Source organism: Sporosarcina obsidiansis, assembly GCF_009651005.1.
Taxonomy (GTDB): Bacteria; Bacillota; Bacilli; order Bacillales_A; family Planococcaceae; genus Sporosarcina; species Sporosarcina obsidiansis.
In genome coordinates, this window is the sequence record NZ_WHVW01000014.1 from 73,509 (window position 1) to 88,348 (window position 14,840).

General features: G+C 40.5%; 16 protein-coding genes. 9 read left to right on the forward strand and 7 right to left on the reverse strand.

Annotated features, from left to right (window positions below; all coding sequences use genetic code 11):
• Window positions 1–19: 19 nt before the first annotated feature.
• Window positions 20–412, forward strand: a complete 393-nt coding sequence (rpsI, locus tag GD002_RS12140) for a 30S ribosomal protein S9 (RefSeq protein WP_153732622.1) — start codon at window positions 20–22, stop codon at window positions 410–412.
• Between the two features lie 269 nt (window positions 413–681).
• On the opposite strand, the gene GD002_RS12150 is transcribed toward rpsI, so the two are convergent.
• Window positions 682–2,004: a DUF4179 domain-containing protein gene (locus GD002_RS12150; RefSeq protein WP_153732623.1), complete on the reverse strand. Its 1,323-nt coding sequence runs from the start codon at window positions 2,002–2,004 to the stop codon at window positions 682–684.
• Entirely contained in the window at window positions 1,997–2,524 is a 528-nt protein-coding gene (locus tag GD002_RS12155; protein WP_153732624.1) for a sigma-70 family RNA polymerase sigma factor, read from the reverse strand. Before GD002_RS12155 ends, GD002_RS12150 begins: the two co-directional genes overlap by 8 nt.
• 271 nt (window positions 2,525–2,795) lie before the next feature.
• Here GD002_RS12155 and GD002_RS12160 point away from each other — a divergent pair, with 271 nt between their 5' ends.
• Window positions 2,796–3,344, forward strand: a complete 549-nt coding sequence (locus tag GD002_RS12160) for a hypothetical protein (RefSeq protein ID WP_153732625.1) — start codon at window positions 2,796–2,798, stop codon at window positions 3,342–3,344.
• A gap of 364 nt (window positions 3,345–3,708) precedes the next feature.
• Complete coding sequence (locus tag GD002_RS12165; protein ID WP_228548365.1) at window positions 3,709–4,077, forward strand: DUF3889 domain-containing protein; 369 nt, start codon at window positions 3,709–3,711, stop codon at window positions 4,075–4,077.
• A gap of 46 nt (window positions 4,078–4,123) precedes the next feature.
• Here the strand turns inward: GD002_RS12165 and GD002_RS12170 are convergent, their stop codons facing one another.
• The 4 genes from GD002_RS12170 to GD002_RS12185 form a co-directional block, all read right to left on the reverse strand.
• The gene (locus GD002_RS12170) at window positions 4,124–5,221 is read right to left on the reverse strand and encodes a nitric oxide synthase oxygenase (protein ID WP_228548366.1); all 1,098 of its coding nucleotides are present in this window, start codon (window positions 5,219–5,221) and stop codon (window positions 4,124–4,126) included.
• A 94-nt stretch (window positions 5,222–5,315) separates the two neighbouring features.
• Window positions 5,316–6,755 (reverse strand): 4-hydroxyphenylacetate 3-monooxygenase, oxygenase component, encoded by a 1,440-nt coding sequence (hpaB, locus tag GD002_RS12175; RefSeq protein ID WP_153732627.1) that lies wholly within the window; start codon window positions 6,753–6,755, stop codon window positions 5,316–5,318.
• A gap of 77 nt (window positions 6,756–6,832) precedes the next feature.
• Complete coding sequence (locus tag GD002_RS12180; RefSeq protein ID WP_194841582.1) at window positions 6,833–8,188, reverse strand: MATE family efflux transporter; 1,356 nt, start codon at window positions 8,186–8,188, stop codon at window positions 6,833–6,835.
• Window positions 8,189–8,238: 50 nt separating this feature from the next.
• A complete protein-coding gene (locus tag GD002_RS12185) occupies window positions 8,239–8,883 on the reverse strand; it encodes a helix-turn-helix transcriptional regulator (RefSeq protein ID WP_194841583.1) in 645 nt (214 codons plus the stop codon).
• Between the two features lie 130 nt (window positions 8,884–9,013).
• Here GD002_RS12185 and ltaE point away from each other — a divergent pair, with 130 nt between their 5' ends.
• The 5 genes from ltaE (at window position 9,014) to GD002_RS12210 (ending at window position 13,076) form a co-directional block, all read left to right on the forward strand.
• Window positions 9,014–10,060, forward strand: a complete 1,047-nt coding sequence (gene ltaE / locus GD002_RS12190) for a low-specificity L-threonine aldolase (protein ID WP_153732630.1) — start codon at window positions 9,014–9,016, stop codon at window positions 10,058–10,060.
• A 19-nt stretch (window positions 10,061–10,079) separates the two neighbouring features.
• Window positions 10,080–10,694, forward strand: coding sequence for a hypothetical protein (locus tag GD002_RS12195; protein WP_153732631.1), 615 nt, complete (start codon window positions 10,080–10,082; stop codon window positions 10,692–10,694).
• A 61-nt stretch (window positions 10,695–10,755) separates the two neighbouring features.
• Window positions 10,756–11,058: a rhodanese-like domain-containing protein gene (locus GD002_RS12200; protein ID WP_194841584.1), complete on the forward strand. Its 303-nt coding sequence runs from the start codon at window positions 10,756–10,758 to the stop codon at window positions 11,056–11,058.
• 169 nt (window positions 11,059–11,227) lie between these two features.
• Window positions 11,228–11,941, forward strand: coding sequence for an N-acetylmuramoyl-L-alanine amidase CwlD (cwlD, locus tag GD002_RS12205; RefSeq protein ID WP_153732632.1), 714 nt, complete (start codon window positions 11,228–11,230; stop codon window positions 11,939–11,941).
• A gap of 76 nt (window positions 11,942–12,017) precedes the next feature.
• The gene (locus GD002_RS12210) at window positions 12,018–13,076 is read left to right on the forward strand and encodes a P-loop NTPase (protein ID WP_153732633.1); all 1,059 of its coding nucleotides are present in this window, start codon (window positions 12,018–12,020) and stop codon (window positions 13,074–13,076) included.
• Window positions 13,077–13,097: 21 nt separating this feature from the next.
• Here the strand turns inward: GD002_RS12210 and gerD are convergent, their stop codons facing one another.
• On the reverse strand, window positions 13,098–13,703 hold the full coding sequence (gene gerD, locus GD002_RS12215) for a spore germination lipoprotein GerD (protein WP_153732634.1): 606 nt from the start codon (window positions 13,701–13,703) through the stop codon (window positions 13,098–13,100).
• A gap of 343 nt (window positions 13,704–14,046) precedes the next feature.
• Between gerD and GD002_RS12220 the strand changes: the two genes are divergently transcribed.
• Complete coding sequence (locus GD002_RS12220) at window positions 14,047–14,733, forward strand: KinB-signaling pathway activation protein (RefSeq protein WP_153732635.1); 687 nt, start codon at window positions 14,047–14,049, stop codon at window positions 14,731–14,733.
• Window positions 14,734–14,840 lie beyond the last annotated feature (107 nt).

Consider the following 14,840-nt stretch of genomic DNA (forward strand, 5'->3'; position numbering starts at 1 on the left):
TTAAGAGGAGGAAACACACTTGGCACAAGTACAATATATCGGCACTGGCCGTCGTAAAAGTTCAGTAGCTCGTGTACGTCTAGTTCCTGGCGAAGGTAAAATTACCGTCAACAACCGTGACGTAGAAGACTACGTACCATTCGAAACACTTCGTGAAATCATCAAACAACCACTAGTTGCGACTGAAACACTTGGAAGCTATGATATCCATGTTAACGTTAACGGTGGAGGTTACACTGGTCAAGCTGGCGCAATCCGTCATGGCGTTGCTCGTGCATTGCTTACAGTAGATCCTGATTTCCGTCCAGCACTTAAATCTGCAGGACTTCTAACACGTGACCCACGTATGAAAGAACGTAAGAAGCCAGGTCTTCGCGGCGCTCGTCGTGCACCTCAGTTCTCAAAACGTTAATTTTATATTTATACGAAACTCCCAGCCATCTCGGCTGGGAGTTTTTTTGGACTGTCTAGAAAGAATTGATTTTCTGGACAGTATTTTCATGTGATCGAGTAAGCGAACTATCGAAGGACGCTAATGTGACATCATACCGCCCCACAACCCTTCAGAAACACACATTTCCTACTGCGTAGAAAACAAGAACGAGGACCGCACAAGAAATCAGATGAAAATGACTTCTAGTACGGCCCATTTTTTGTTGCTTTATTGTATTTATCCAGAATCTACATCAACGGTATCTCAACTTCTAACTTCTTCAGTACTTCAAGATAAGGCATTTCAAAAGATACTAACGTCAATGGCTCATTCTTAGAGGTCTTTTTAAACTCCTGCACGTACGTGTTACCTATCACACGCTCAGGATACCCTGTAATCGCCAGGTTATGGCCTTTTGCGTCTTCCAGCCAAAGGGTATTAAACTGGAAATGTCCATCGTAAGTAAAGTCACTGGCCACATCGAAGTACAGCAGCATCTTCTCTTCTTCATATTGTAGATCCTGGACAATAATTTTGCCCATTTTCCCTTGATCGATAGTCAGCGGTAATTGATCTGTCTGTAAAGAATGTTCTATCCGTGCAGACTGGCCTTTATTAACAGGTACTAAATATGGACTGACTGTGAGTGTTTCAGAAGCGTCTTCAAGCGGTGCGTAGCGATATTCCATATTCATCACATTTTGCCCATTCTCTACGATTCCTGAGCCATGTGAGTCCAAATGAGTCAGTGCTTCTCCTGTATCATTCAGCAAATTAAAGTGCAATATATGATCTCCTACCATTGTTGGATCGATGGCTTCAGGAGAGGTGATAGATACAGAAAGTTTAATACCCGCTAATCCGATCTTTACATCCTTTACTGTCATCTCCGTATCCTGATACACTAGCTTTTTATTGACTTGAATCGTCTGTACATCTTCGTCGGATAATGTGACAGGAATTTCAAAGTCCCACGAACCTGCTACATCTCCTATTTCGTTCAATGCCATATGCAAGTCAAATGAATCAGGCAGATTTTCTACAGGATCTATATTCAAAATGCCTGCATATTGCGTATCAGATAAAAGTTTTCCTGTTCTGCTGTCGGAGAAGTTAATTTCCTTTCCATCTACTTTTAGCTGAAATTCGCCTAAGTGATCTTTAGGATGTGGTGATTCTTGAATATAACTTACTGACAGACGTGTTCCGTCATAATAAACATCTTTAATGGTCAAACTAATACCCTTGTCTGTAACCGTTTGTTCTATCTCTTCAGATAATCCTCTTAGGCTGGCGATGACTAATCCTCTGTCACCTGCGAATTCAAAAACAGAGTCCAATACGGGAACGGACGATAACACTTTGGCCATGGTGGGAGAAACGAAAGCTGAGCCAAGCAGTAGAAATGTTGCAAATGAAGCCGCTGCGATTGTGGGAAAATACTTCCGCTTTGGTTTCTTATTATTTACATTTGCTTTCTGAATCGCACTTGCTATCGTTTGGTCTAGTTTCTCATGCGGCACGTCAATTTGATCAATCGCTTTTTTAACGTCATGATTTTGTCTATTCATTTATACACGACTCCTTAAAAGTTATTTTTAATCGATTAATAGCGCGGTGTAAATTTGTTTTCACCGTTCCTTCTGGACATTTCAAAACTTCGGCTATTTGTTTTACAGTTAAATCTTGATAAAATCGTAGGATAATGACGGTTTTGTACTTCTCCTCTAATTGTGCGATTGCTTCAAGTAAATCTAATTTGTCTTCAGAAAACAGATGTTGTCGAGATTCGATTCGTTCTAATGAGTCTTGTTCAATTGGGATCACTTTACTTTCCCTCTTAATAAAGTCCAAAGCGGTATTGATAAGAATTCTGGTTAACCAGGTTGAAAAATATGGCGCCTCTTTTACATTTTTTATTGAGACATACGCTTTATAGATAGTTTCTTGGACAATATCAAGAGCGTCACTCTCATTTTTCACATACGTAAATGCGATTCGATAAAGTTTTTCTTTTTCTGGATTGATCAGCTCGACGAAAGCTCGATCATTCCCTTTTTGCGCTTTATTTAATAAATTTGAGTTGAACATAATGGAACTCCTTTCGTCCGGACATTGGTTAGACTTCCCAGTAGGCTATTTCGTTTCAAAACAATGAAAGTAAACACAATGTTACTCAAAGGTGTCGCTCTTCATGCACAGAAAGATTCAGCAATAGGAAAAGTAAAACAGAAGTCTATTTCGATAGAATATATTTCTAGTTGATTCCTGCTAAGCACGCATTTCAGTATCATAACTTGTACAATGTATACTCAGTGGCAATTATTTGAATTTGTTTTTTCCAAGAAAGAGGTTGATCAAATTGCCAAAGCAAAAAACTGAAGGATCTAAGCAAAGAAGTGGAATCGGAGCCCAAGCAATTCTGATCATCGTTGGAATTGTGTTATTCAAAACTTATATTTGGGATGAGTACATAATAAATTCTACAGCAAATGCTGTGTTGGAAGGACAAGAAGGAGAGGCGGGGACTAGGCATCCTATCAGTGAAAAAGCGGAACTTGCCATTAAACCTTTTGAAGATGGGTTCAAGATCTATGCGGTGTCTAAAGGCTTTCTTGGCTGGAAGGTGACAGACGAATTATCTATTACTCCGAAAGAGAATACAGCTTTTGAGATAGGCGAACAGGCCTTGAAATTTAATTCGGATAAAAAATTGTATGTGAGTTTTGTTCTGAATCAAGATGAAAGCTTTGAAACGGTGAAGGCGTATTCTACAAATGTGGGAGAAATGGGCTTCAATCGATCTGTAGGAGAAGGTGGCTTTTTTTATTATTACTATAGTGAGGAGCCAGTAGATAAGGTGACATATGAGGGAATTCGTTTAGATGGGAAAGTGGAAAAGTTAAGATAAATTTTTTCTTCTATCCGTAAAGGAGCTTTGCTTCATAAAATATTCTACCTCTACTAAGATTACGTTGGTATTGTTGCCGGTAGGAGCGATGGTTATTGCAATTATTTATTATTTGGATGTTAATGAAAGGAGAACTCAGTTTTTTCTAATCAGTCTAACTCCATTAATAACTTTATTATGGTTTCCAGCACTAGTCATCATCTGGGCAAGGTTGATGGTGATGAATCGAAAAGAAGAAAATATTCCAATCGAATATGTTAAGAAGTCGTCTAAATTAGTGTTTGCCATACTTCTATAAAATGGCTGATTGGTTATGTATTAAATCTTTAAACGTCTGTTTACAATAAAGAATGAATCAAAAGAATTGACGCATCCTACCTTAAAGGAGGTGTGCGCCATCATTCAAAAACTATGTATGGCACTTGGAATCGCCTTGGCAAGTGCTTCAACTTGGACATATGTACCGATTGAAGCTACTGCGCAATCCGAGATTCCCTCGTATGCAAAGTGGTCTCGACTCGCAATTAAAGAGACTCAAGTTAAATATCCTCACGCGAATATCGTGGACTACTTGCATATAGGAAGCGAATCGAAGAAAGGGTCCACTGTTGAAAAATTTAGATTGTGGCTGAAGGATGGAAACCGTGAATTCGGGGTTCTCGTAAACGTCACGTATGCAGCCGAAACAGACAAGCTGATCAACATTGAATTTCAAGAGCTACATTTTTGGTGAATGAATCAACGAACCCGTGCCTACCAATAGGAGCGGGTTCGTTGGTTTATTCAGGATCATTCTGATAAAAGAAATTGGGTGTGACGATGTCATTTTTATAAGGCTTGTGATAAATATGGGTGGCGGCTGGCGATAGAGGTGGAATGAGCCAAGTCCAATTTCCAGTGACGGGTCTTCCGCAATCACGTTCTTTTTTTTCAAAAGCCTTAAATTGTTTGGCAGCCGTGTGATGATCCACAAGCGTGACCTTCGCTTCCTTATAGGAATGCAAAACAGCGATATTTAATTCGACGAGTGCTTTGTCGATCCATAATGAACGATTAGATTTTGTATTCAATCCCATCAGCTTGGCGACGGATGGCAACAAGTTGTAACGATCGCTGTCTGCGAGATTGCGTGCACCAATCTCAGTTCCCATATACCAACCGTTGAAAGGTGCCATCGGATACTCAATCCCCCCAATGGTCAAGCACATATTCGAGATAATCGGAACTGCATACCACTTCATCTCTAGCTCTGCAATCCCTCTCAGTTCGGGATGAATGATCGGAACTTCTTTAACTATCTCTTTCGGGATAGTAAAAAGTTTCGGCGGAAATCCATGCTCTTGAATCACGAGTGGTAAGATGTCGAAAGCAGTTTTTTCTCCTTGCCAGCCAAGCCCTTCACACATTTTTGTCAATTCGAGGGATGCGGAATCTCCGACAACAGTCGTCTCCTCTTTATATCCCGCATATCGAATTAATTGATGATTCCAGATACGCAGAGGATCCACCCCGTTTTTTCGCGGTGCGAAGACGGTAATCGTTGAACGGATGTCACCATTATTGGTAGCAAATTGGATATGATGCGTTAGCTTATCAAAGGCTTCATCAGCAGTTTGTACATGCCGTTCATCAAATACTTCGAGTGTCTCCCACAATAGGCGTCCGATGCACCGATTGCTGTTACGCCAAGCCATTTTTGCTCCGTGCTTCACTTCAAATCCTTTGTGGGTGTAAGTTCCACTTTGATTAATTTCTTCTTGAATCTCTTCTAATCTGGTCATTTGTTCTTCTTGAGACAGTTTTAATTCCTCATAGCAGCTATGAATAAAACGTGCTGCTTCTTGAAACAGCTCGCTGCAATGTGCAGATAGCACCATGTTCATCAACTCCATACAGTGAGTCTAGCATGGAGTTGGATGGGAAAAATGAAGAAATTTCGCCGAAATGTTGACATTTTCTATGATGATGCCATTACGAACCCAATAACCGATTCAACATATCCTTCCCGCCATCTTTTGAATAAGACTTATATAAATGACTAGCTAAACGAATGGGATCACCAAAGAAGTATCGTTCGTATTGGGTCTGTCTCGTACCAAACGAACTCATCGTTAGATCCCATGCCAACCGAAAGATCTTCACACGATCTTCTGCACTTTTCGTAGCACCTTGTAAATAACGTGTAAGATCAGGTTCAATAGCAGATTGAAAGTCCTTTTCAGTAGGAAGGGCGACCATGCCGCTTGCACCGATCAACTGAATGATTTCACTAAAGCGAGGATACATAGTAGGAAAGATCGTACTGGCAACTTGTAGAGGCGCAAGACTAGGGCGCATATACCCCCATTGATCTAGTGCGGCATCATGTTCAGATTTGTCTAGTAAAGCTTTCATCGTTTCCAGTCCTACGATGATTTCAGATAGCTTCCCTTGAATATGAAGGTACTCTCCAACATTAATAGTTTGGACAAGCTCCTCAGCTAAGCTCAACATGAATTCAGCTTTTACAATTTGCCGCGTGATCACTTGGTGAATCGCATAGGGGTGAAAGGAGCTTACTGCAAAAAAATCTTCCGCTACTTCTACGTTATGATAAAAGAATACACATTCCCAAGGAACGATTACTCGATCAAATACTACAATCGAATCCATCTCCTCAAATCTCGAGCTAAGCGGATAATTGAATGCCGACTCGCCTCCAACAAAAGATTCCCGACAAAGAAAACGTAATCCTTTCGTGTCGGAAGGAATGGAGAAAGCAAATGCCTCATCGGGATCACCAAGAAATTTTGGTGCACTGAATACAAGTACTTCATCAGTAAGTCCACCTTGTGTGGCAAGTAGTCTGGCTCCTTTTATAATAAGGCCTTCTTTTGTTTTACCTACGATCTTAGCGGAAATGGGCTCTTCAGAAGTTTCAAAGTAGCTTTGCGAGCGATTGACCTGCGGCGTGATAAATGTATGAGTGAATGACAGATCATGCTCTCTTGCTCGTTCATAGAGAGCTTGGATATGTTCAGGAAAACAATTTTCTTTTCCAATCAAATGAGAGGAAGAAGAGGCGAAACTCATGATCACCGTATTCAGATAATCCGGACTCCTTCCGAGTAGTCCACATGTGAGACGTGCCCACTGTTCCATCATCTTTCGCCGTTTTCGCAAATCTTCTTTCGTTTTTGGTTGTAAATAAGATAAGCCAACCAGCTCTTTAGATGTTGGAGAATCATATGTCATGATCGATTTGTTCGAAGGGAGCATCTGCCAATCATAAAGAGCTTCCTTTGTTTTAAGAAGTCCCTTAAATGCCGTATGTTGAGATATCGGTCCTTTCACCTGTTGTCCATCCAACCATATATCGGTATCTAGCTGATCGATACGGTCAATGAATTCATAACCCGTAATAGCTCCCATCTTATGCCTCCTAAATATTCTCATTTGTATAGTATATTAGAATGCATATTCATGTGATCTAAACGAAAGGATTAATTTTACATAAGCTTTGTTCTTTTAAAGAAGAAAATGGCGACAAATAGCGTCAGAACATCCGCAATGGGCATTGAAAAAAAGATGGAAAACGCGGGAGGTATACCAAGAATATCAAACTTACTAAATAAAAAGGGCAGCATAATCACTAGAGGCACAACGGCAATGACTTGTCGAGTTAGCCCTAATACCACGGCTTGTATTTCTCTCTCCGTCACTTGAAGTAACGTCATGATGGTATACGTAATACCCAGTAAAGGAAAAGTCAGAAAGATGACTTTGCTAATAACTTGTGCTGCAGTTAAGATTGCCAGGTCCTCTGTGAATATACGAAGAAAATATTTTCCTACTACATAAATTATCATCGTAATACCGATTCCATAAATAAAGCAATATAAAACGGTTTGACGAATAGTTTCTTTTTTCTTTTGCGCTACTTTTTTGCCATCGAAATAGGCGATGATCGTTTGAACGGCTTGTGTCATTCCGATAATCGGCATAAGGGCCAACATATATAACTTATTGGCAACGTTCCAGACGGCTACATGAGAATTTCCTCCAATGGATATAAGTTGATGATTGACGATATAGGCAGAAAAACCAGCTAGTAGTTGGATAGCAGTTTGAGCAAAGCCGATTTTAAACATTTTATACGTCATGATTCCATATTCTTTCATTGGAATTTTGCTCGCCTTAAACCATAGATGGCCTTTGATTAGAAAGCTAGTTGCTAAAAGAGCACAGACTATCTCGCTGAGTAAAGTACCTAGGGCGATACCTGTCATACCAAGATGGAATCCAAATGTGAGCACGGCATTACTAGCGATATTGATAACGACTGACAAGGTAATGATAAAGGCTTCCATCTTTGGATAGCCAAACGCTCGGATTGAACTGGTTAGCGTGTAGCCAAGAGCACTGAAAATATTACTTACGAGAATAATCATTACATACTCGTGTGCAAGGTCATATACGTCACCTTTTGCACCTAAAGAAAGTAGAATGGGTTTGATAAACAAGAATACAAGTAGGGATGTGCTACTACTAATAATAAGTGTCAGGAGGAAACCATTCTGGAAATAGCGATGCAATGAAAATTTATCTTGTCTACCTAAAAATCTGGAGATCATAATAGCTGTAGAAATGGCGAATAGGGTCTGCAAAGCCACAAATACAGCTAATAAAGGTGATAACAATCCCATGGCAGACAGTGCTGATTCACTTTGATTTCCCAGGTGGCCTGCAAATGATGTGTCGACAACTGAAGTAAGTGTCTCGACAATCAATGCAAAAATGGACGGCAGTGAAAATGTGAAAATTAGTTTTGGTATTGAAGTTTGATCATATATTGTTGAGCTCATAATTATTCCTCCTATCTCAACAATACATGCATAACCGGACATATAATGTCTTATATAGATTTATTTTCGCGATAGGAGATAAAATTTCTACTGTATTCTTCGTTAGTCAATTCTGCACTGATGATATCCGACGTCTTAAGAAGAAGGTACTCTTCATGAAAAGCATAAAGGTATAAACCGTCAGATCGCAATACGTAACTGATGGGAGCTATTTTTAATTTGTCTCTAGCTATAGTGATGTTTACGTAATATTCCTCATCCAAGCTTTTATTTAAAATAGTAAATACTGTGTTTGTCATATCAATCTTTTCAGGAAGTATGTCCACAATAAAGTAATCAGTTGCATCCTGTTCGTAAAGATATACCAATTCAGGGGCGATTAAGGCTAGTTTTTTCATTACTTGATCTTTATGTTTAGTAGTGGAAAACGCATCGTACATTGTCAATGCAATCGTGATACTTTGCAAATCTTCATTGGTAAGAAGACTTCTTGATAATTTATAACTTTCTTCGATATAAATCCCCCCATATTTCCCTTGCTTGCAGGTAATAGGTATTCCTAGTGTAGATAACGCATCAATATCTCGCTGGATTGTTTTGATGCTCACTTCAAATAAAGTTGCCAGCTCACGATGGGTAGTATGTTTTACTTTCAATAAATGAAGAAGTATTTCCATTTGTCGGTTGCGAATCATTGAGGGCACCCCTTTCAATAGTGTACGTATATTCATTTTATCAATACTCTACACTTTACACAGTACTGCATTCCCAACATAGTTTTGTTACAATTGAAAAAATGAAAGTGAATAGAGAGGAGTAAGACTAATGCCAATTGATTTACGAAGTGATACAGTAACGACACCTACAGAGGAAATGCGTAACGCAATGCGTGATGCGGTGGTAGGTGATGATGTGTATGGTGATGATCCAACGATTAATGAATTGGAGCGGTTAGCGGCTAGTATGGTAGAGAAAGAAGCTGCATTATTTGTGACAAGCGGTACTCAGGGCAATCAAGTGGCGGTGCTAACACATACACACCGCGGTGATGAAATCATAGCAGAAGCAACTTCTCATATTGTTCATCATGAGACGGCAGGTTTGGCTGTAATTGGAGGCGTGCAGCCCCGGACAATTCAAGGGGTTAACGGCCAGATGCCGATTGATGAAATCGTGGCTGCTATTCGTGAACCTGATGTCCATAATCCGAGAACTGGGCTGATTTGTCTGGAAAATACGCATGGTGATTCAGGTGGTCGAATTTTGCCCCTAAATTACATGAAAGACGTATATGAAATTTCTCGAGCGCATCATCTTCCCATTCATTTAGACGGTGCGCGCTTATTTAACGCTGCAGTAGGATTAGGTGTCCAGCCAAAGGAAATTACAGCTTATACTGACTCTGTCCAATTCTGCTTGTCTAAAGGATTAAGTGCACCGATGGGATCGATTTTGGCAGGGTCTAAAGAGTTCATTGATCAAGCGAGGAAGTGGCGGAAGATGCTAGGGGGCGGTACCCGTCAGGCAGGAGTCGTTGGGGCAGCTGGAATTGTAGCGCTCAATGATATGGTCAGTCGACTGCCAGAAGATCACCGTCATGCCAAACAGCTTGCAGAAGGCTTAGCCCAGATTGATGGGATAGAAATCAATGCAATAGAAGTAGAAAGTAATATTCTATTTTTTTCCGTTGCACCGGTTGGATTAAGTTCAACGGAGTTTATTGAAAGACTTAAGAGTTATGATATTTTAGCAAATACGTATGGTTCATCTCAAATCCGGTTTGTAACGCATCGAGAAATTGAGACAGAGGATATTGAGCGTACGATTGCGTGTGTGAAAGAAATTTGTGCGAATGAAAGAACTCATGTATAAGTAAGGGTGGCAATATTAAATGAATGACCATAATGAAAATCTACTGGTGGATTATATCGTGGCTTGTACGAATTTGTATGGATTGGTTCCGATTGAAAAGGTGGTTAAGATTTACAATGGACAAAACGAAGAGCCTATTTCATTGGAAGCTGCAATTCCTTTTGTGAATTTGCAAGTAATCAAAGAGCAATTAGAGGAAAGGTTTGTTTATGTTGATTTTGATCTTTTTGTGGCAGAAGCAGTGATTGAGTTGGATGAAAGAACTGTATTGGAACAACTAGCTACTGGGAAACCTTATTATGTACCAGGTAAAGAAGAGCTTCTTTTATTTTTGGATGAACAATATTTCCAACATACCCCTGAGCAAGAAAGATTGAGACAGCAATTAAGACGAAATTTCGGTGATTCGATTGATATCGAAAGAGAAGTGGCAGAACTAGTGTTAAACCTGCAAATTAGTGGTGGTGATTTCACAAGTGTGTTGTCGTTTTTTCTTGAAGGTTTGGAGCTGCCTGTGTCAGAAGCTGAGCGTTATATCCCCCTGATTATCGATATCGCTAACACGACACGACTTTGGGAAAATCGAGGTCACACACCCGATGAATTAGTACAGCTCATAAATTCATTTAAATAGACAACCATTCACCAGGCAATATAGAATAAAGATAAATTAAATACGTTGGAGGACATGACTCATGGCATTGAAAGAATTAACAGCAAAAGAAGTACAAGAGCAATTAGAAAGTGGCAAGGAGCTTCATATTATTGATGTACGCGAAGACGATGAAGTGGCACAAGGCATGATTCCGGGTGCAATGCATATTGCACTGGGAAATCTTCCGATTGAAATGCATGACTTGGATGAAGCGACTCCCTATATTTTAGTCTGTCGTTCAGGTGGTAGAAGCGGACGAGCTCAGGAGATTTTAGCAGATGAAGGCTTTGACGTTACGAACATGACGGGCGGTATGCTGGCATGGGAAGGTCAAACTGAATAATGGATAAGACGCCAGAAAGAGATCCACTTCTTTCTGGCGTTTTTTTGTAACATGTGTTCCGTGGTTTTTTGCTCACTAACATCAGTCAACCGCTCATAACAGAATACTGACCCGTGAGACATAACAACAAAGGTCCAAGCGTATAGTGAAAGAAAAAGGCGGTGTATGGATGAAAAAATGGCTTGCAGTAGGCTTGCTGTTATTTTTTTCACTAGGTGGTGTGTGGTATGGCGTAAAGGCATCGGATAGAGGTTTCTTTACTCCAGCAGAGCTAGGTGGTGTGAAAATTCTCATCGATCCTGGACATGGCGGAGAAGATGGAGGAGCTTCTGCAGAAGAAGTGATTGAAAAAGATATTACATTGAACATTTCTCATGAAGTTAGAAAGTTGCTAGAGAAAAAAGGAGCTACGGTGTCGATGACTAGAGAAAAAGAAGGTGATGCCATTGCAGAGCACGCACCTTCGGAGAAGTTCCAATCCAATCGGAGTCGAAAATTTGCCGATCTTAAACTGCGAGAGAGTATGGCGAACGAAAAAAAACCAGACATGTTTGTTAGTATTCATGTCAATGCAATTCCAGAAGAGCGTTGGAGAGGTGCGCAAGTGTTTTACCATCCTAATGGACATCCTGCGGGCAAGCAGTTAGCAACATCAATCCAAGATGAATTAAGTGATCAACTGAAAAATACAGATAGAGAAGCCATGAAGATTACAGGCGTCTACTTACTGAAGAAAGTACCGGTACCTGCTGTATTGGTGGAAACAGGCTTTTTGTCTAATCCAGAAGAGCGTAAATTATTAGCTGATAAGGCATATCAGAAAAAAGTAGCAGCTGCAATTGTAGATGGAATTGTAAAATATGAGCATGCTGAGGAACAGTAAGGCAAATGACGCTTGGGCAGATAGGGAATATGATATACTGGAGGGGATGAAATTTATTCAATAAGGAGTGTCGAATGTGATAAATGAACAACAAGTCCGTGAATTGATTGGCGCATTGGAAGATCCGTTTTTACATAAAACACTGGCAGAAACGAATGGTATTGTAGATGTAACCATTAAGCCTGAAAAGCAGCATGTCAGTGTCAAAGTAGCAATTGCGAAAGTGAATACCGGTGAGCAATTGACGCTTCAATCAAAAGTAGTGGATGTTTTAAAAGGTGCAGGGGCAGACTCTGTAGGCATTCGTTTTGAGGAACTACCGAAAGAAGTGTTGGAACAGTTCAGAGGAACCGTGACAGAAGCGGAAGCACAAGACATTTTATCTCCTTTATCTAATATCGAATTTATTTCGATCGCATCCGGAAAAGGCGGCGTTGGAAAGTCGACAGTCTCTGTTAATTTGGCAGTTGCCTTGGCTAGACGTGGCAAGAAGGTCGGATTGATTGATGCGGATATCTATGGATTTAGTGTGCCAGATATGATGGGAATCACCGCAATGCCTGAGGTGAGAGAAGATCGCATCATGCCGGTTGAGCGTTTTGGTGTAAAGGTCATTTCCATGGGCTTCTTCGTTGAAGATAATGCACCTGTTGTTTGGCGAGGGCCAATGCTTGGTAAAGTGCTAGACCAATTTTTCCGCGATGTAGATTGGGGCGAGCTTGATTACTTATTGCTCGATTTGCCACCAGGAACAGGAGATGTGGCACTTGATATTCATCAAATGATTCCGGCATCTAAAGAAATTGTCGTCACGACACCACATCCGACAGCGGCATTTGTAGCTGCCCGCGCAGGTGCAATGGCTTTGCAGACAGATCATGAATTACTCGGCGTCATCGAGAATATGGCGTGGTTTGAATCAAAAGCAACTGGAGAGAAAGAGTATGTCTTTGGACAAGGTGGCGGTGTCCGTCTATCGGAAGAACTTCGCACCGAACTATTAGGTCAAATTCCCCTAGGGCAGCCTGATTGGAACGATACGGAATTTGCGCCGTCTGTGTATGCAGAGGACCACCCGATCGGACAAATCTACTTACAAGTTGCTGATACAGTGATTGAAAAAAGTCGAAAATAATCAAGTTTCAGGCGAGAGAGGTTACTGACCTCCTTCGCCTGTTTTTGCTCCACCTCCACCTTGGTCCTCACTTTTTCCGCCTTTCCCACCTTCTTCTGCTGTTCCTTTCCCAGCTTTCATAATGAGCTCCTGCCATTTTGCTTTCATAAGAGGGCTATTTATCGTGTCTTCTACTGCCTTTTCCATTTCTTTTTTCATCGTACTGGAATTCACAATTTTCTCCATTTGTTTCATCATGTCAGGTTGACCGAAAAACTTTTCCATTTCTTTTTGGAACGATGCATCGCCCATTAAATCCTTCATAATATCGGCTTGCTGTTTTTTCATGCTTTTGGCAATGGCCTCTGTAAATTTTGGATCTTCAAATGCCGTCTTCCAAAATCGCTCTCCCTCTTTAGAAAGTAGAACGTTTTCTATACTCTGTTTCACTTCAGGTTGTTCCAACACGAGCAGCTCACGGAATTCGGGATCAGTCATCAGTTTGCGTAGTGCTTTCTTTCCGTCCTCCGTTTGGATCGCATCTGTCATCATTTTTTTCATTTCATCATAGCTTGGACTTGCTTGCTGCCCGCCGCTGCAACCCGTCAGGAAGACAAGGAATAGGAAAATGCCTGCTAATTTTTTCATTCCAATCAACCTTCCACTTGTATTTTCATTTATTGTTCACATTATGAGAAGGAATATGCATGATTTGTTCAATGAAATAGATTTTTTTGTCGAACGTTGATACACTAGGAAGTGATATAAATCAATTATGCCCTAAGTTTAATTGCATCTAGGTTTTGAATTGTACTTAGAGCATAACGCAGGTTAGGGACCTTAGTTGCAAGCAGCAACGACTCTCAGTGAACTTCATTTTTAAAAAATTTATAACCTCTGCTTGAGACTTCGTTCAATGGGCGTTTGGAAATACGTTAATTTCTCCCTGCCTTGTGGTGGGAGTCAATAAAGATAAAAGGGGAACATTGTTGTGACAATACGAAATTGGGTAAAATTTTTCTTGCGCGCTATGGCAATTGGCGGAGGAATTACAGCGGTTGTTGGGTTAATCGTACGTTGGGATTTCTTTTTCGGATATATACAGGCAGGCGAGATTTGGCAATTTCTTGGCGCCTTTTTATGGATGATCTTTTTAGGCTTTACGATGAGCGTCGTTGCGCAGATGGGGTTTTTCGCTTATCTGACGGTCCATCAATTTGGTGTTAACATGTTTAGAACTCTGACTTTGTGGAACTGGGTACAAATTTTAATAATCGCAGTTGTTCTATTCGATCTCATCTTTTTCCGCTTTCAGTTATCGAAGGCTGATACGGGACGAACAATGCTGTATATTTTCTTGCTTATGACGTTAATTGTAGTATCTGCTGTAACCGCATATTTTAAAGCACAATGGACGAAAAAACATGCGTTGATTTCAGCTTTGTTTTTTATGATTGTAATAACCACCCTTGAATGGTTACCGGCACTTATGGTTAGTTCAGGCAATAAGGATGAATGGGTAACTATTCTTTTATTTCCATTGTTAGCTGTGAATGCCTATCAGTTATTAGTTTTACCAAAGTATAACAAACAATCAGATATCGACAAGGCGAAGCTGGATAAGCGTCGCAACGAACGAAAAAAAGCAAAGCAACATTCGACAGCCAGAGCAAAATGAAACCGACAGGAGACTCTCTCCTGTCGGTTTCAGACTGTAGACAAACTCCGGAAATTTGGAGTTTTCCTACAGTCTATTTTCTTTTACAATAGAGTAAACGCCAGGAA

What these genes read in the sequence shown, in the direction of transcription:
- GD002_RS12150 (WP_153732623.1), bottom strand. Translation starts at nt 2,004, where the DNA reads ATGAATAGACAAAATCATGACGTTAAAAAAGCGATTGATCAAATTGAC.
- GD002_RS12155 (WP_153732624.1), bottom strand. Translation starts at nt 2,524, where the DNA reads ATGTTCAACTCAAATTTATTAAATAAAGCGCAAAAAGGGAATGATCGA.
- GD002_RS12170 (WP_228548366.1), bottom strand. Translation starts at nt 5,221, where the DNA reads ATGGTGCTATCTGCACATTGCAGCGAGCTGTTTCAAGAAGCAGCACGT.
- hpaB (WP_153732627.1), bottom strand. Translation starts at nt 6,755, where the DNA reads ATGGGAGCTATTACGGGTTATGAATTCATTGACCGTATCGATCAGCTA.
- GD002_RS12180 (WP_194841582.1), bottom strand. Translation starts at nt 8,188, where the DNA reads ATGAGCTCAACAATATATGATCAAACTTCAATACCAAAACTAATTTTC.
- GD002_RS12185 (WP_194841583.1), bottom strand. Translation starts at nt 8,883, where the DNA reads ATGATTCGCAACCGACAAATGGAAATACTTCTTCATTTATTGAAAGTA.
- ltaE (WP_153732630.1), top strand. Translation starts at nt 9,014, where the DNA reads ATGCCAATTGATTTACGAAGTGATACAGTAACGACACCTACAGAGGAA.
- GD002_RS12195 (WP_153732631.1), top strand. Translation starts at nt 10,080, where the DNA reads ATGAATGACCATAATGAAAATCTACTGGTGGATTATATCGTGGCTTGT.
- GD002_RS12200 (WP_194841584.1), top strand. Translation starts at nt 10,756, where the DNA reads ATGGCATTGAAAGAATTAACAGCAAAAGAAGTACAAGAGCAATTAGAA.
- cwlD (WP_153732632.1), top strand. Translation starts at nt 11,228, where the DNA reads ATGAAAAAATGGCTTGCAGTAGGCTTGCTGTTATTTTTTTCACTAGGT.
- gerD (WP_153732634.1), bottom strand. Translation starts at nt 13,703, where the DNA reads ATGAAAAAATTAGCAGGCATTTTCCTATTCCTTGTCTTCCTGACGGGT.